This is a genomic window from Streptomyces olivochromogenes (genome assembly GCF_001514115.1).
Lineage (GTDB): Bacteria > Actinomycetota > Actinomycetes > Streptomycetales > Streptomycetaceae > Streptomyces > Streptomyces olivochromogenes.
In genome coordinates, this window is sequence record NZ_KQ948479.1 from 14,620 (window position 1) to 27,590 (window position 12,971).

21 protein-coding genes are annotated in these 12,971 nt (G+C 68.8%); 10 read left to right on the top strand and 11 right to left on the bottom strand.

From position 1 onward, the window contains the following. Nucleotides 1-56: 56 nt before the first annotated feature. Entirely contained in the window at nucleotides 57-500 is a 444-nt protein-coding gene (locus AQJ27_RS44700; RefSeq protein WP_067382801.1) for a hypothetical protein, read from the bottom strand. Next, nucleotides 497-1,378, bottom strand: a complete 882-nt coding sequence (locus tag AQJ27_RS58135) for a WhiB family transcriptional regulator (protein WP_067382804.1) — start codon at nucleotides 1,376-1,378, stop codon at nucleotides 497-499. Before AQJ27_RS58135 ends, AQJ27_RS44700 begins: the two co-directional genes overlap by 4 nt. A gap of 23 nt (nucleotides 1,379-1,401) precedes the next feature. Between AQJ27_RS58135 and AQJ27_RS44710 the strand changes: the two genes are divergently transcribed. Then, the gene (locus AQJ27_RS44710; protein WP_067382807.1) at nucleotides 1,402-1,644 is read left to right on the top strand and encodes a hypothetical protein; all 243 of its coding nucleotides are present in this window, start codon (nucleotides 1,402-1,404) and stop codon (nucleotides 1,642-1,644) included. Between the two features lie 57 nt (nucleotides 1,645-1,701). Here AQJ27_RS44710 and AQJ27_RS44715 read toward each other — a convergent pair whose 3' ends face one another. From AQJ27_RS44715 to AQJ27_RS44730, 4 genes are all read right to left on the bottom strand, one after another. After that, nucleotides 1,702-2,043 carry a hypothetical protein gene (locus AQJ27_RS44715; protein ID WP_067382810.1) on the bottom strand — a complete coding sequence of 114 codons (342 nt, stop codon included), beginning with the start codon at nucleotides 2,041-2,043 and terminating at the stop codon, nucleotides 1,702-1,704. A gap of 80 nt (nucleotides 2,044-2,123) precedes the next feature. Next, nucleotides 2,124-2,621 (bottom strand): WhiB family transcriptional regulator, encoded by a 498-nt coding sequence (locus AQJ27_RS55185; RefSeq protein ID WP_067382813.1) that lies wholly within the window; start codon nucleotides 2,619-2,621, stop codon nucleotides 2,124-2,126. Then, nucleotides 2,621-3,547: a Rad52/Rad22 family DNA repair protein gene (locus AQJ27_RS44725; RefSeq protein ID WP_067382816.1), complete on the bottom strand. Its 927-nt coding sequence runs from the start codon at nucleotides 3,545-3,547 to the stop codon at nucleotides 2,621-2,623. Before AQJ27_RS44725 ends, AQJ27_RS55185 begins: the two co-directional genes overlap by 1 nt. Before the next feature lie 78 nt (nucleotides 3,548-3,625). Continuing rightward, nucleotides 3,626-4,159, bottom strand: a complete 534-nt coding sequence (locus tag AQJ27_RS44730) for a hypothetical protein (RefSeq protein ID WP_067382819.1) — start codon at nucleotides 4,157-4,159, stop codon at nucleotides 3,626-3,628. A gap of 220 nt (nucleotides 4,160-4,379) precedes the next feature. Between AQJ27_RS44730 and AQJ27_RS60335 the strand changes: the two genes are divergently transcribed. The 5 genes from AQJ27_RS60335 (at nucleotide 4,380) to AQJ27_RS44755 (ending at nucleotide 7,345) form a co-directional block, all read left to right on the top strand. Further along, a complete protein-coding gene (locus AQJ27_RS60335) occupies nucleotides 4,380-4,613 on the top strand; it encodes a hypothetical protein (RefSeq protein ID WP_067382822.1) in 234 nt (77 codons plus the stop codon). A gap of 52 nt (nucleotides 4,614-4,665) precedes the next feature. Then, complete coding sequence (locus AQJ27_RS44740) at nucleotides 4,666-4,935, top strand: hypothetical protein (RefSeq protein ID WP_067382825.1); 270 nt, start codon at nucleotides 4,666-4,668, stop codon at nucleotides 4,933-4,935. 154 nt (nucleotides 4,936-5,089) lie between these two features. After that, entirely contained in the window at nucleotides 5,090-5,584 is a 495-nt protein-coding gene (locus AQJ27_RS44745; protein WP_159064573.1) for a hypothetical protein, read from the top strand. A gap of 345 nt (nucleotides 5,585-5,929) precedes the next feature. After that, nucleotides 5,930-6,796: a site-specific integrase gene (locus tag AQJ27_RS44750; RefSeq protein WP_067382831.1), complete on the top strand. Its 867-nt coding sequence runs from the start codon at nucleotides 5,930-5,932 to the stop codon at nucleotides 6,794-6,796. 51 nt (nucleotides 6,797-6,847) lie between these two features. Then, nucleotides 6,848-7,345, top strand: coding sequence for a hypothetical protein (locus AQJ27_RS44755; RefSeq protein WP_067382834.1), 498 nt, complete (start codon nucleotides 6,848-6,850; stop codon nucleotides 7,343-7,345). Between the two features lie 44 nt (nucleotides 7,346-7,389). On the opposite strand, the gene AQJ27_RS58140 is transcribed toward AQJ27_RS44755, so the two are convergent. The 4 genes from AQJ27_RS58140 to AQJ27_RS44775 all read right to left on the bottom strand — a co-directional run bounded on the left by AQJ27_RS58140 (nucleotide 7,390) and on the right by AQJ27_RS44775 (nucleotide 9,641). After that, nucleotides 7,390-7,767, bottom strand: coding sequence for an endonuclease domain-containing protein (locus AQJ27_RS58140; RefSeq protein ID WP_201264484.1), 378 nt, complete (start codon nucleotides 7,765-7,767; stop codon nucleotides 7,390-7,392). 260 nt (nucleotides 7,768-8,027) lie between these two features. After that, nucleotides 8,028-9,059 (bottom strand): site-specific integrase, encoded by a 1,032-nt coding sequence (locus tag AQJ27_RS44765; protein WP_067382840.1) that lies wholly within the window; start codon nucleotides 9,057-9,059, stop codon nucleotides 8,028-8,030. Further along, on the bottom strand, nucleotides 9,056-9,340 hold the full coding sequence (locus AQJ27_RS44770) for a hypothetical protein (protein ID WP_067382843.1): 285 nt from the start codon (nucleotides 9,338-9,340) through the stop codon (nucleotides 9,056-9,058). Before AQJ27_RS44770 ends, AQJ27_RS44765 begins: the two co-directional genes overlap by 4 nt. Nucleotides 9,341-9,350: 10 nt before the next feature. After that, nucleotides 9,351-9,641 carry a hypothetical protein gene (locus tag AQJ27_RS44775; RefSeq protein ID WP_067382846.1) on the bottom strand — a complete coding sequence of 97 codons (291 nt, stop codon included), beginning with the start codon at nucleotides 9,639-9,641 and terminating at the stop codon, nucleotides 9,351-9,353. Between the two features lie 209 nt (nucleotides 9,642-9,850). Here AQJ27_RS44775 and AQJ27_RS44780 point away from each other — a divergent pair, with 209 nt between their 5' ends. Genes AQJ27_RS44780 through AQJ27_RS44795 form a run of 4 tightly spaced genes read left to right on the top strand, consistent with a single transcriptional unit; the run spans nucleotide 9,851 to nucleotide 11,152 of the window. Next, nucleotides 9,851-10,030: a hypothetical protein gene (locus AQJ27_RS44780; protein WP_067382849.1), complete on the top strand. Its 180-nt coding sequence runs from the start codon at nucleotides 9,851-9,853 to the stop codon at nucleotides 10,028-10,030. Next, a complete protein-coding gene (locus tag AQJ27_RS44785; RefSeq protein WP_067382852.1) occupies nucleotides 10,030-10,254 on the top strand; it encodes a hypothetical protein in 225 nt (74 codons plus the stop codon). Before AQJ27_RS44780 ends, AQJ27_RS44785 begins: the two co-directional genes overlap by 1 nt. Nucleotides 10,255-10,265: 11 nt before the next feature. After that, the gene (locus AQJ27_RS44790) at nucleotides 10,266-10,739 is read left to right on the top strand and encodes a hypothetical protein (RefSeq protein ID WP_067382855.1); all 474 of its coding nucleotides are present in this window, start codon (nucleotides 10,266-10,268) and stop codon (nucleotides 10,737-10,739) included. Nucleotides 10,740-10,750: 11 nt separating this feature from the next. Further along, nucleotides 10,751-11,152, top strand: coding sequence for a hypothetical protein (locus AQJ27_RS44795; protein ID WP_067382858.1), 402 nt, complete (start codon nucleotides 10,751-10,753; stop codon nucleotides 11,150-11,152). 863 nt (nucleotides 11,153-12,015) lie between these two features. Here the strand turns inward: AQJ27_RS44795 and AQJ27_RS57630 are convergent. After that, nucleotides 12,016-12,180: a hypothetical protein gene (locus tag AQJ27_RS57630; RefSeq protein WP_167552154.1), complete on the bottom strand. Its 165-nt coding sequence runs from the start codon at nucleotides 12,178-12,180 to the stop codon at nucleotides 12,016-12,018. Between the last annotated feature and the right edge of the window lie 791 nt (nucleotides 12,181-12,971).

The following is a 12,971-nucleotide window of genomic DNA, read 5'->3' on the forward strand; positions in this document are numbered from 1 at the left end:
TCCCGGTCCCTTCCCTCCGTGTCTTACGTACGACTAGTCACACCGCAGTTGATGTCTCACGGGTGTTCACGGCCGTCCTCGCCGTCCGCGGGATGCCACTCCGGAGCCCGCTCAGCCGCCACCCGCGACTGGCCCGCCATCCCGCCCATCGCCAGGAACCCCGCCTCCGTCAACTGCCCCTGGAGACGCGCCAGCTTGTCCCGGTTGAACCGCGGCGCGTTCATCAACTGGCCCGCCCGCACCCCCACCACCAACGCCCGATCCCAAATCTCCTGCACCACCGCCGGATCCACCCCCGGGAACAAGTCCGCCGGAAGCTTCCGCGGCGTGCCCACCGTGTCCAACTGCGCGGCCGCGATCAGCCCCGCGATATGCGCGCCCGTCGACACCGCCCGCCCGGCGAGCACGAAGTCCACCGGCGGGACGGCCGGCGGCTCGGCGGCCGAGGCGCTCGAGCTGGTGGAGGCGACGGAAGACGACGGGGTGGGGATCTGGCTCATGCTGCGGCCTCCAGGCGTGCGGTGCGGATGGTGGTGGGGAAGGGAAGCGGCTCAGCGACGTACGGAGCGACGAGGCGGAGTCTCGGACGCAGGGAGCGGCGCGCCGAGGCCGCGGCGGAGGGGGTCTGGCGCGGCCTCGGCCCGCGCCGCGGGGCCGGCTGGCCCGGCCACAGGTTGAGCACCAGCTGCTGCGGGGCGCCCGCGGCGATCCGGCGCTGCCGGGCACCGTCCGTCGTCGGCGCCGCCGCGATCGGCCACTGGCCGTCCGGGACGATCCGGCACCGGCGCGGCAGCAGATCATGCGCGGCCGCCAGCCGCAACAGCTGCTCCCGGGTCGCGGTCTCCTTGTTCAACCCCAGCAGCGTGCACAGCACCGACCGGTTCCAGTTCGCCGTCCGGACATCCATGCCCGCCCGGTACGCCACCAGCTCCTCATCCGTCTCCCGCGCCAACGCCGCCAGCACGGCCCGCTTCTGTACGGTGCGCGCCTCCGCGAGATCCTGCCGCGCGGGCAACGGCGCGTTCGCACGCCGGGCAATCAGCGCCCGATGACGGTCCAGAGCCAGCTCCCCGCCCCAGATCCCATCCGGCTGCACCAGCTTCCCGTCCGCGGTCTCCGAGTTCGCATACGCTCGGCAGGCCTCCAGCACCGGACACGCCCTGCACACCGCCAGCGCCCGCTTCTCCCGGGCCAGCCGGTCCTTCTGCGCTTCCCCGCCATCCTCCGAAGAAGACGACCACGCATCCAACGACAACGACGCGTCCCCCAGCGCCCGGCCGGGCAGAGCCGGATCCCAGTGCGGGGCACACCCCTTGTACTTGGCGAACCGGTGCTCGTAGAAGGCGGCAGCCGCCTCGATCGGATCCAGCGTGCTCATAGAGCAGGCCCCCCTTCCGGGTTGTGGTGTGTAGCGAGAGCGGTGTCCAGGACCAGATCCGCGGCATCCAGGACCGCCCGGTCCTCGAGCACCGCGTGAAAGCGGACGCTGAACGCTTCGATGTCACGGATGTGCGCGGCGCCCTCGAGACGCCGAACGGCGCGCTCCGCGAGCAGAGCGCGCCGCAACTTGCGATGCCGGCGCACAGCGAGCGCACCGAACAGAGCCGCCGCGGTGAGGGCCGCGGCAACGGCTATCGGACGTAGGGGCATAGCGGCCTTCACCTCCAGGGCAGGGGCAGGAACGGACGGGGAGTCGATCGGTCAGGGGTGGAACAGGGCGTTGCGCTTCGCGGCCTCCGCCATCCGGGCCGCCGTATACCGAGCGGCCTCCTCGGCACCGACCCGAACGTCCGGGTACTCCCGAAGCCGCTCGCGCGGCGTGCGCAACGTGCCGGTCTCGGCCATCTCGGCCGCGTCAAGCACCGCGTCGTCATGCCTGCGCTGCTCACGCCTCGGCAGAGACCGCCAGGACCGCATCCGAGCGACGTGCTCGGGAACGCTCGGGCGGCGCTTCTCCCACCAGAACGCGACGGGGACGCCGACCACGGCGACGACCAGGACAGCGGGGATCAACAGACGGACCAGAAGTTCGGATGTGGACATGGCGGAGCTCCGTTCGGCGATAGCCGGATGTGGGTGGTGGTGCGGAAGCCCCGTGGGGTGGGCTGGACGTGATGGCCGCGCTACGCGGCGGTGCTCAACCGGATGAACCAGGTGACCGCCAAGTCGGCAGCCGTGCACGGCTCACACGGGATCTCATAGTGCGCGGTATGCCACTGATACCCGCTGCGCGTCCCGCACTCGGGACGCTCGGCCGCGGTGGCGTGGACGCGGCGAGGCGAGTGGTAGCGGTTGCTCTTCGCCGCCTGGCGCGCCACGTCGACCTCCGGCGCAGAACGCCGCGGCTTGGCTACAGCCTTCCGGCGCGACCGGCGCGGCATCTGGCCGTTCTGAACGATGTACCGCTCCCGGCCGTCCAAGCCCCCGCGGATCCCCTCACGGTCCGACGGACGCAACCTCTTCTCATCCACCAGAGTGGCGGACAAACACGCCTCCCTGACCGGACAGCCAGCGCATGCGGCCCGGGCGCGAGCCTCCTGCTCTGTCGCCCCCTTGGACGGGTAGAACAGCGCCTGGTCCAGTTTCCGGCATGCGGCCCGCTCCTCCCACCCGGCGGCCATCAGGCGGCCTGCCCTTCCGTGGCGTTGGCCTGGGCGGCCTGCTGCTTCAAGTGGGCGATGCGGCGCGTCAGGAGGTCCTCGACACGCACGTCCATCTCGCCGACCTTCACCGGCTCGTCCAGCAGGCCATGTTTCCGGGCGTCGGCAAGGTTCTGCTCGCATGAAAGGCGGTTCGACCAACCGGCGTTGATCTTTCCCTTCAATGCCTCCAGCGTCGTGCCGCCCGCCTGCTCCTGGCGGCGCACGTCCTCGCGCTGCTCCGCCCGCCCGGTCTGCTCCTGTTCCGGCGGGGTGGCGTCCTCGGTGGCCTGCGATCCCGGTTCGGGCCGCACCGGCGCATCGTCCGGCTCCGGAAGCGGCGCCGCGACCTTCTCCCATTGCTCCGGCGGATGCGCGGCAGAGAAGTTCACCACCGGGGCCGAGGAGCCGTCGTTGTACAGCGACAGCCCGAACGCGTCCCCCAGGTGGGTAGCGGCCCGCTTGAACGCCTGAGACGACGCGGTCTTCATTCCCATGTCGTGCGCGTCTGCCAGGTTCGGCAGGTTGTTGCCCGCACCGGCCGCTTCACCGTCCCAGTGCCCCAGCTCCCGCCCCTGAACGTCCTTCACGATCAGACGGACTTGCGCCCGGTACACGACCGTCCACTTGGAACGGTTCCCGTTGGGCGTTTCGATCTCCCTGACCAGGGTCAGTTCACGGTTCTCGGTGTCGTAGCCGGCGAACCCGAACACGCGGAGCAGATACCGCTTGATGTCCCAGGCCTGCATGTGCGCAAAGCCCTTGTCGTCCTTACCAACCCGCTTGGGGTCAACGGCCCGGTGCAGCAGCCGAAGCTGAGGCGCGGTGAAGCGGCTGACCTGGTTTTGGGTGTGCTGGGTGGGGCCCTCCGCCGTCGTGCTGGCGGGGGCCTCAATGGCCTGAGCCATGAGGTCTCCTTGTGATGCGTGATGTGGCGGCCAGCCCGGGGAAGACGTCGTCCCTTCGGCCCGGGCCGGCCGCGGCCGCTACTCGGCGGCCGCCTCAGTTCCTTCGGGCGCGGCCGGGTACAGGCGGGCCATCCACTGCGTCGCCAAATGCCGGGCGTTCAGCTTGTGGCCACGAATCGTCGGCCACTCGTGCTCGACCACAAAATCGGCCGCAGCCTTCTCAACTCGGGTGACCAGGGCGCGCGGCGCCCGGATGTTCATCACCGACTTCGCCTCAGCCTCGCCGTGCCGGGCATACGTCGGCTTCTCCGGAGTCCACTGGCCGGCCAGGAACCGAATCCACCCTTCCAGCACGTCCGCCGTCAGATTCGACGACTCATAGGCACGCATGTGAAGGCCGGACTCGATCGGGATCGCCATGGGCACCAGGTCGATACGGCTTACCGCATCCAGGGCCACGTCGAGCGCGTCGGCGGTCTTGGTGGCGCTGTCGATGAGGGCCTGCACCGCTTCGGCCTGTAGAAGGTCCCCACGCGAAGCGAGAGCATCGGCCACGGTCTGGGCGTCGGTGGTGACTTCAGTGAGGCGGCTTCGCTGGGGCTTTGCGGGCATGGGGGCGTGTCCTTCCGGGCGCCGGCATCCATCCCGGCGGCCGGGCGGGCGCCTGCTGTCGTGTGTGGGCACGCCTAGTTTCCTCCTTCTTCTATTGCTGTCACACCTGGGGGGTGTACGGGGTTGTCCCGGTACCCCAGATGATACGCACTCTTGTATTGCGAGTGCAATAGAAGAATGGGTAAGGTGGTCACACACCACAGCAACAGGGGGAACCACCATGAAGGCCAACAGCCGCAGTGCGCGCCGCACCATCCGCACCCGCGCCACACAGACCCGCGCAACCCGCCGCGCCCACCAGGCCGTTGCCACCGGTACCCCCCAGACCGCCCGCACCCACCTCATCGCCGCCGGCATCGACGACCCCACCGCCAAGCGCTTCGCCGGCGCCTTCTCCCGCGGCGTCACCGCAGCCGCCCGCTTCGAGCAGGCCGCCCACCACCTCGCCGCCTGACCGCAGCCTAGGCATTTACCACCTGACCGCCCGCTAGGACAGGACGACCACCATGGGCATGTCCACCCACATCAAAGGCTTCGCCCCACCCGACGAGCGCTGGCAGCAGATGAAAACCATCTGGGACGCCTGCCGAGCCGCCCACATCGACCCACCCGCCGACGTGGAACGCTTCTTCGACGGCGCAGAACCGAACCGGAACGGTCAAGAGGTCGACATTCCCCACCGCGATTGGCAGGACGACCAGCGCCAGGGAATCGAGATCCGGACCGACGACATCCCTGAAAACGTTAAGGTCATCCGCTTCTACAACTCCTGGTAGCAGGCAACGCCGCAGCCCCGGAGACGACGAAGGCCACCGCCCCGGACCGGGTGGTGGCCTGACTGGTCAGACTCATCGCGCACAGCGATGTTACCCCGAGAACTCCCCATGCAGGTAGATAGGTTGGGGGATCGATTTGGAGGAGGTTTTCTCGGTGACCGTGACCGTGATGACGGACCACCAACTGGTGGACGTGTTCGAGGACCGGAAGCGGTGTACGGCGTGCGGTGTGGTGGCGGTGCGTCAGTACAACCCGCAGTCCCGATCCGACGCCAAGGTGTGGACGGACTGGCGGGCACCGGACGGCCGGACGTGGCTCACCACGCCTGACGGATACATCCAGCCGCCTTCGTGCCCGCTTCCCGCCGTGGAGGCGCTGTGTCCGTGGGAGGACCGGGCGATGCGGTACGCCGGCCCGAAGGGTGACGTGCAGCTGGCGACCGCGATGGCGACGTGGTGCGAGCGGCATGAGATGGCCGTGGCCGACTGCCCGGAGCCGGGTCCGTACTGCCCAGGGGCCCTGGCGCACGAGGACGGGGAAGAGGGGCGGCCTGGTCCGTGCACCGGGCGGGAGAACTCCTGCAAGTGCATGTGTTCGGCCTGCTGTGGCGACGATCCGCATACGTGGGGATACGACGGGCCGTTCTGAGCGTGCCTGCGGGCCCGGCTGGTGGAGAGCGCGGGCCCGCGGCAGGGGTGGTGCGGGAGCTCCACCCTTGGGAAATGTTGCTCGACCGCACTGCCGGGCAGGTTACGCCCCGCCGGCCGTCCCAGGGAACACCCCGGACCACACCGCCCCCACACCCACCCGGGGCACCCCGATACCCCATCTGACCTGCCACTCTGCAAAACTTCGGAGCCCCCACCCTCCCAGCCGCACACGCGCGGCCCCGCCCCGCACACCCCCACGATCCGCACCACCAGCGGCAGGGGGCTGAGGCGGCTCCGAAGTTTTACCAAGTAGATCAACAAGGGTTTCGGGCAAGATAAGACCATGGACCCCGTCGACCTGCTCAACGACTGGCTCGCCACCAGCGCCCTGAGAGCCAGCACCCGCGCCGAATACGGGCGCGAGATCGGCTACTTCATCGCCTGGTGCGCCCACCAGACGCCGCCCGTCGACGTCCTCACCGCAGGCCCCGCAGACATCGCCGCCTGGTCCCACGATCACCACCTGCACGCCCTCCTCGACGGACGGCCCTTCGACGGACCCGACGCCCTCGGCTACCTCGCCGCCGCACACCCCGACGCCGCCCGCACCCACGACCGCCGCATCACCGCCCTCACCCAGTACTACGAAGCCGCCAGGAACCGCGGCCACATCACCCTGCCCCCCGACCTGTCCGTGCTGCGCTCCGGCGTACCCCGCCCGGCCGGCGCCAAGAACCGCCTGGACCCCCGCGAACGAGCCGTCCTCCTCGCCTGCACCGGCGGCTGGGGACCGCAGCGTTCCAAGCACTACCAGCGCGACCAGCTCATCGTGTACCTCCTCCTCGAAGGCCTGCGCCCCGCCCACGTCGTCCGCATCGACCGCCGCCACCTCTACCCCCAACCCGACGGCTTCTGGGACATCCGCGCCCCCGACGACCACGAGAACGTCGGCCGCAAGTTCACCCTGGACCCCCTCACCGGCGCCGCCCTGAAGGCCTACCTCGCCGTACGACCCGACCCGGTCGAACCCGACGAACACGCCCTCCTCCTCAACACCCACCGCCGGGCACTCTCCTCCGGCTGGCTCAACATGCTCATCGGCCAGATCGCCGCCACCCACCCGCTGCTCGCCGACCGCGACCCCGCCATCACCGCCGACGCCGTCGCCCACACCGGCCTGTGGGACGCCCCCGAGCAGGCCAACGGCTGAACGTGGCCGCTTCGCCGGACGCAGCATGACCGGCCTCGCTAGGGTGACCCGGTGACCGATCAACGAGGCCCAAAGCGCGACGGCGATCTGACAGACGAACAGGCCACCCTGCTCCTGCAGTCCTTCACCGAGACCATCACCGAGGCCGGTGAAATCGCGGCCATGCTGTCCAAGTACGTTGCCGCGGGCGGCCGGGACTGGGAAACGTACGAACGGATGCTGGACCACTGGGCCCGCCAAGGCCTGAAGATGGTCCACGCCGGACGCGGCGCCCTGCACCCCGAGCTGGTCCCGCTGTCGGCCAAGCAGATCGAGCAGGCCGCCGGGATCACCGGCCGCGACGGCGGGATGCGTGAGCACCTGCATCAGACGATGGCAGCCGCGTTGCTGTCCACGGTGTGGTTCGTCGGCGAGCACCACCTCATCGAGGCCGAAGACTGGCCGGAAGACCTGCCCGACGTCGTCCTGAGCGCCGTACGGCAGGCACCGGGCATCAACAACGACCCCACCATGCGCAACCTCCGCGACACAGGCCGCCCCCGCCGGTAAACCGTCGCCCACACCGGCCTGTGGGACACCCCCGGCCAGGGCGACTAAGCGTCGGGGTCCTGCTTCTTCACGGCCGCCTTGCCGATCTGCGCGAGCGGGTTGTTCTCCCCCTGGCTGTCCTGCCGCGCGGGAGCGGGCTCCGCGAATTCCTTGGTGTAGGGATCCCAGTAGCGCAGGCGGACCCCCAGGATGCGCACGGGCGGGAGTTCCCGGTAGCGCTGGAACACGGTGCCTGTACGCCCGTCCACGCCCTCAAGGGTGTTGCACTGGCGGCATAGGAGGCCACGCACCAGGCCGGTTCCGTGATCGTGGTCGACTACGAGCTGATCCACGCGCCCGCAGATCGCGCACCGGCCCGCGTGCCATTCGTACAGGACGGTGTCGGCCCGGTCCTCTGCCTCGAACTGGCTGTCAGCGGTCACCGAGTGCAGCACCTCGGCGGACTCGGGGCGCGTGATGGGCCAGCTCCAGCAGGCAGGTGCACTCAGCTGCAGTCCGCTCCTATACCTGCGGTACGGCTCCCCCCAACGTCTGTCCTTCTCGGCCTTTCGCTTCTCGTACTCGGCACGCTCTGCCGGGTTCAAGTGCGTGACACAGGCAGGGAAGGGGGACAGTCGGAAGCCACGGCAGGGCTTCCTCGAACTCGCCGTGGTCCGCCCGCAGCGTGACTCTTCGTCCATCGTCACAGCCCGATCCCGATCAGCGCGTTGTCGTCCTCGTCCCACTGGTCGACGATCTGCATGTAGCCGTCCAGGACCTTCGAGCCGTCGGCGTGCCCGGTTACCGCGGCAATGGCCTTGCGGTCCTTCCCGGCGCGGCGTGCCTCGGTGGCCATGCCGGAGCGCACGGAGTGCCCGGTGAAGAGTTCCTCGAACCCGGCGCGTAGTCCGGCCGCGGTGATGAGGTCGCCGGCGCGCTGCGGGGTGAGGCCCTGCGGCTGTACGGATCCGGTGTGGTGGATCCGGCGGAAGGCGTGCCGGTCCGGGTCGGCGATCTGTGCGGCGTCGCGCCAGGCCTGCCAGGCGAGTACGGGGCAGGTGGCCGCATGCTGTCCGTACGGCACTGCGACGGTGCGGGGTTCGGTCTTGGAGACGCGGACGTCGACCAGGAGGCCCTTGTCGTCGTCGCGGATGTTCCGCAGCCGGAGCCCGGCGAGCTCGGCGCGGCGTGCGGCGATGGAGAACCCGAGCAGGATCATCGCGCGGTCGCGGATGCCGAAGATGTCGGTGTCGCACTTGGAGACGATGAGGCGGAGATCGACCAGGCGCATTGCGGGGGCCTTCCCGCGGCCGCGCGCGGGCTCCTCTGCCTCGTCGGCCTTCTTCTGGTAGTCCTTCAGCAACTCGCGGGCCGCCTTGGTGGCTTCCGGGTCCACGATGACGCTGTGCTGCTGCCGCAGGGTGACGGTGACGCCGGCGAGCTTGCGGTCGACGGTGGAGTAGGCGCGCTTCTCCCGGTTCCACAGGTAGTCGACGAACGCGCGCAGCGTGCCGCGCGTGGCGGCGGTGGGCGGGATCTGGAGCTGGGCGCAGAACGCGGTCCAGGTCTTCCAGTCCCCGGCGTAGGCGCGGGTGGTGTTGTCGGGGCGCTGGTCCTGCGCGTGGGTGTCGGAGGCGGCGTCGAGGGCGGCGAGGCGGGCGCGCAGCTCGTCGTCGAACTCTGCGGGGAGCGGGGGGCGTTCGTCCGGTCTGGCGGGAAGTCTGCCGGTGCTCATCGAGTCGGCCCGTTCTGCGGGATGAGGTCTCCGCCGTGTTCTCGGTTCATCTCGCAGACTTCCTCCCACGTTCGGGCGAACTGAAAGTAAGCGGCGCGTGGGTCGTCGGCAAGGACGTGCCCCAATTCGCGGCGGGTGCGCTCGCGCTCGGAGTGCGCGGCCTGTTCGGCTCGCCACTCGACGATCTCGTCTGGTGTGGCGTCCATGAGGATGAACGTGTCGGTGATGCTGGAGAACACGGCGAGCAGGCCGTCTGGTTGCTTGATGATCTGCTGTCCCATTGCGGCCGCCTCAGTTCTTCCATTCGGGCAGGAAGTCGGGGTGGTCGCGCCACTGCCGGGCCGCGATCGTCAGGAAGAAGTGCAGCGTGCTCGGGTTGTCGCCGCGCGCGATCTCAGCCTGGGCGGCGCCCTTGATGACGGTCGTCATGTCGAGGAGGGCCTGGTGGGGCCGATCTTCGGTGGAGCTGTACGGGATGGCGTCGCGCAGTGGCTTGACGCGAGCGTTGATGAAGTCGATGACCTTGTCGATGTCGTCCATGGTCTTGGCTAGTGGCGGTGTGTAGGCGTCGGCCTGAGTCATGGTCACATTCTATCGATCTTCGCTGGCCATATGTGAGCTTATCGCGTCTCACGGGGCGTCAGATTCTTCGTCAGGAGCGATTCTCCGGGTCGGGACGCACGGGGGATGGATTCCGTCTCGACATCCCTTGCAACTTCGCCTCACCGTGAGGCATACTGAAGTCCTGAGGTCGAGGGAACAGCCCGAAGCCCAGCAAGAGGGGGAACACCATGACCTTCACCAGCCGCGACCTCCGCGACCAGATCGTCACTGCCACCGACGCCAGCGACGGCGAATACGACGTCGACGCCATCGTCGAGGAGATCGTGGCCGCACACGGCGCCGTCGACATCGACACCCTCGACACCGACGAGTTCTGGGCCATCGTCGGCAAGCACGCCACCGCCTGATGGCTGCCGAGCCCGAGCGGTGGACGATCGCCGAGGTGGCTTCCTACCTCGGTGCAGCGTCCACCGGAAGCGCCCGCAAGACACTGTCCCGATGGGGCGTGAAGGCCGTCGCCCGCCAGCCTGGCCGCGCTGGCGCCAGCCTTTACGACGCTGAACAGATCCGCGCGGCGCGATCCTCCGCGCCCGGGCAGGGCGCCCGAACCGACCGCGCCACCGAGGAGTGAGGACACCGACGGTGAGCGAATCCAGCACGCAGCCCCCAGAGCAAAAAGCCGCCGCGACCCTCGCCCGCGAGTGCACCGACCTTGCGGCAGTCGTCCTTTGGTGCGCCGACCGAGTCCGGTCCGTCGACGACAGCCCGGCGGTACAGGACGCAGCCGATCACCTGCACGACCTGTCCGTCAGGGCGCGAGCCGACATGACACCGATCACGGACTACTGGTCCAATCCGGACAGGGCCTCAATCATCCGCTGGTGTGCGCAGGATATTCACTCCATGGGCGGCGATGCTGACGTGGAGCGTGCCGCCGAATACCTGGACGACCTGGCCCTGGAAGCACAGGAGGCGCACGACGAAGCGGAGGCGCAGGCCAACTTGGATGCACTCGTGCCGCTTGCCGAGAGCCTGACCGCTTGCGGGTGCACCACGGGTTCGCCAGGCATGTACGAAGGACCAGCCCGGGATTGCCCCCTCCACGGCAAGAAGTGAGGACACCGACCGTGAACACCGACATCTGGAACGTCCAGAGGTTCGATCAGACGCTGGGCGTCTACTCCAATCCCGAGGCTGCCCGGGCGCACGGCGACCACGCCATCCACGCCCACTTCCGCCACCACATGGACCGTCACAGGGTTCCCGACAGCCACCGGGTCATCGACTGGCGCGTGGACTGCTGCGGGCACCTGTACGGCCCCGGCCAGTTCAACCACACCGCGTACCCAGAGAAGCATGCAGAGGGATGCTCACGGCAGAAGTCCGGCCTGCTGGTCCTACGCCCGTTCTGGGCCGCGAGCGGCACGAAGGTCGGCACCGGTCACGTCAGCACTGATTGGGAGATCTGGCAGGGCGTGGCCTGCGACCGGTTCGATCCCAGCTTCGATCCGAGCACAGTGCTCGTATAGGTCTGTCAACGACGACGCCCCGGCTGAGGAAAGCAGCCGGGGCGTCGCCATGCAGGCTATCCGCTGGCGTCGAAAATCGGTCAACCAGCAAAACCGCAGGCTAGCGTTGCCTAGCGGAAGGAAGCGGAGCGTAGCAGTTCCTTGCGAATTACCCGCGAGTTCCTTTGGGTTCCCGTCACTTCACCTGCTCGGATGATGCCGATGGCTGGGTATGGCAGAGCCGCCTGCGAGAGGTCAGGTTTCTGTCATACCGTTCCCGAACTCGCAGGAGAAACCGGCTTACGGGGAGAAGAGCATGACCATGCGGCGAGAAAGTGGGGACTGTCACATCCGGCATGAGGAACGTCGCGTTCCCCCGGGTTGGTTAGGCGTTGGTTCGGATCTGAGTTGCTCTGAGTGGTTGTCAGTGGCCCTTCGAGCGATGACGAACCGTCACCAGTCGTCCGCTCAGGGCGTCGTCTTGATGCTCGGACGCCCCGGTGTACGTGGCGCGTCGTAGACTGCGGGATGCAGAAGGACCCCATTCCCAGCACGAGTTGTCGAGGCCCGTGTGTTGGGAGGGGTCCCTGCGTGATGTTCCATCCGCCCCAGTAGAAGGAAGAGGATAGATACACCGTGAAACACCTTAACAAGGATCCCGACGGTTCAGACAGTAGCGTCCAACGGATCCGCGTGAAGATTCGCGATTGGATGAAGCGCAACGGCCGTGCTGTCCACGACCAGATGATCCGAGGCGCCTCGTACAGCCTTGGCAGCGGGGCCGTGAGCCTCCTCATCGTCTGGTTCGAAGCCCGCCACTGACGGCGAAGAGGTCCTCGATGACCCCCGCGGGAGGATCCGTGGGGGTCATCTGCGTTGTACGGCTACTTCGCCCGCCCGGCTTCCACCTTGGCCAGGCAGACGACGCACAGGGGGCAGCCGCCGAGCCCGTACCGGTGGGTGGGGTGGCCGCAGCCCGCGCACGGGCCGACCTGGGCGGGCGCGCACACGGGGGCGGGAGGGACGGGACGGGCCGCAGTGGTGCTCATGGCGCCATCGTACGTACGTGCGGGTATCCAGCACAGCAGAGTGCCCCCGCTCCCCCGCCGTGTGGCGGGTGGAGCGGGGGCACTGTCATGCGGTTCGTCAGGGTCGTCAGGTGCGGCGCAACAGCCCCAGAGGCAGCAGCGGAGAGGGACTGTCACTCGGCGACGGCTGCTCGCTAGGACTCGGACTGGGCGCGGGTGACGGGCTGGCCGTGCTGGTCTGCACACAGTGATAGCGCGGATTGTCCGGGTCAAAGTTGTCGACCGCGGTGCACTGGTACTCGTTGCCGTCCTGGTCGGTGTACGTCCAGGACTTTGGAGGAGAACCGTTACTGCCATCCTTGCCCGGCGCGCCGCTCGCGCCCTCGGCTCCCGTGGGCCCGGCAGGTCCCGCGGGGCCGGCCACCGTGGAGTTCGCTCCCGGGGCGCCCGACGGTCCCGGGGCGCCCGACGGTCCCGGAGGGCCGGTCGGCCCGGGGCTCGGGGTGATGGTGGGGGCGGCCTTGCCCGGCTGCCCAGACGCACCCGTCGGGCCAGGGGGCCCGGACGGTCCGATCAAGCCCGCCGTGCCGGCAGAACCACGCGGCCCAGCCACTGGGGTACCGCCCAGTGATTTGACCTGCGCCGCAAGGAGGTCACTGCGATGTCGCTCAGCCGAAAGGTTCTGCGACATCATCAGGAACCCAGTAACAACGGCGGCCAGCGTGCCAGCCGCCAAGGCGATCGCCGCAGCAGCGACCAGGTTGCCCCGCCGGTGTCGCCTACGTGCTTCCACCCGGCTGCCAGAACTCGGG

Bases quoted from the DNA above. Each gene is read 5' to 3' on its own strand.
- AQJ27_RS44700 (WP_067382801.1), bottom strand. From the start codon at position 500: ATGAGCCAGATCCCCACCCCGTCGTCTTCCGTCGCCTCCACCAGCTCG.
- AQJ27_RS58135 (WP_067382804.1), bottom strand. From the start codon at position 1,378: ATGAGCACGCTGGATCCGATCGAGGCGGCTGCCGCCTTCTACGAGCAC.
- AQJ27_RS44715 (WP_067382810.1), bottom strand. From the start codon at position 2,043: ATGTCCACATCCGAACTTCTGGTCCGTCTGTTGATCCCCGCTGTCCTG.
- AQJ27_RS55185 (WP_067382813.1), bottom strand. From the start codon at position 2,621: ATGGCCGCCGGGTGGGAGGAGCGGGCCGCATGCCGGAAACTGGACCAG.
- AQJ27_RS44725 (WP_067382816.1), bottom strand. From the start codon at position 3,547: ATGGCTCAGGCCATTGAGGCCCCCGCCAGCACGACGGCGGAGGGCCCC.
- AQJ27_RS44730 (WP_067382819.1), bottom strand. From the start codon at position 4,159: ATGCCCGCAAAGCCCCAGCGAAGCCGCCTCACTGAAGTCACCACCGAC.
- AQJ27_RS60335 (WP_067382822.1), top strand. From the start codon at position 4,380: ATGAAGGCCAACAGCCGCAGTGCGCGCCGCACCATCCGCACCCGCGCC.
- AQJ27_RS44740 (WP_067382825.1), top strand. From the start codon at position 4,666: ATGGGCATGTCCACCCACATCAAAGGCTTCGCCCCACCCGACGAGCGC.
- AQJ27_RS44750 (WP_067382831.1), top strand. From the start codon at position 5,930: ATGGACCCCGTCGACCTGCTCAACGACTGGCTCGCCACCAGCGCCCTG.
- AQJ27_RS44765 (WP_067382840.1), bottom strand. From the start codon at position 9,059: ATGAGCACCGGCAGACTTCCCGCCAGACCGGACGAACGCCCCCCGCTC.
- AQJ27_RS44770 (WP_067382843.1), bottom strand. From the start codon at position 9,340: ATGGGACAGCAGATCATCAAGCAACCAGACGGCCTGCTCGCCGTGTTC.
- AQJ27_RS44775 (WP_067382846.1), bottom strand. From the start codon at position 9,641: ATGACTCAGGCCGACGCCTACACACCGCCACTAGCCAAGACCATGGAC.
- AQJ27_RS44780 (WP_067382849.1), top strand. From the start codon at position 9,851: ATGACCTTCACCAGCCGCGACCTCCGCGACCAGATCGTCACTGCCACC.
- AQJ27_RS44785 (WP_067382852.1), top strand. From the start codon at position 10,030: ATGGCTGCCGAGCCCGAGCGGTGGACGATCGCCGAGGTGGCTTCCTAC.
- AQJ27_RS57630 (WP_167552154.1), bottom strand. From the start codon at position 12,180: ATGAGCACCACTGCGGCCCGTCCCGTCCCTCCCGCCCCCGTGTGCGCG.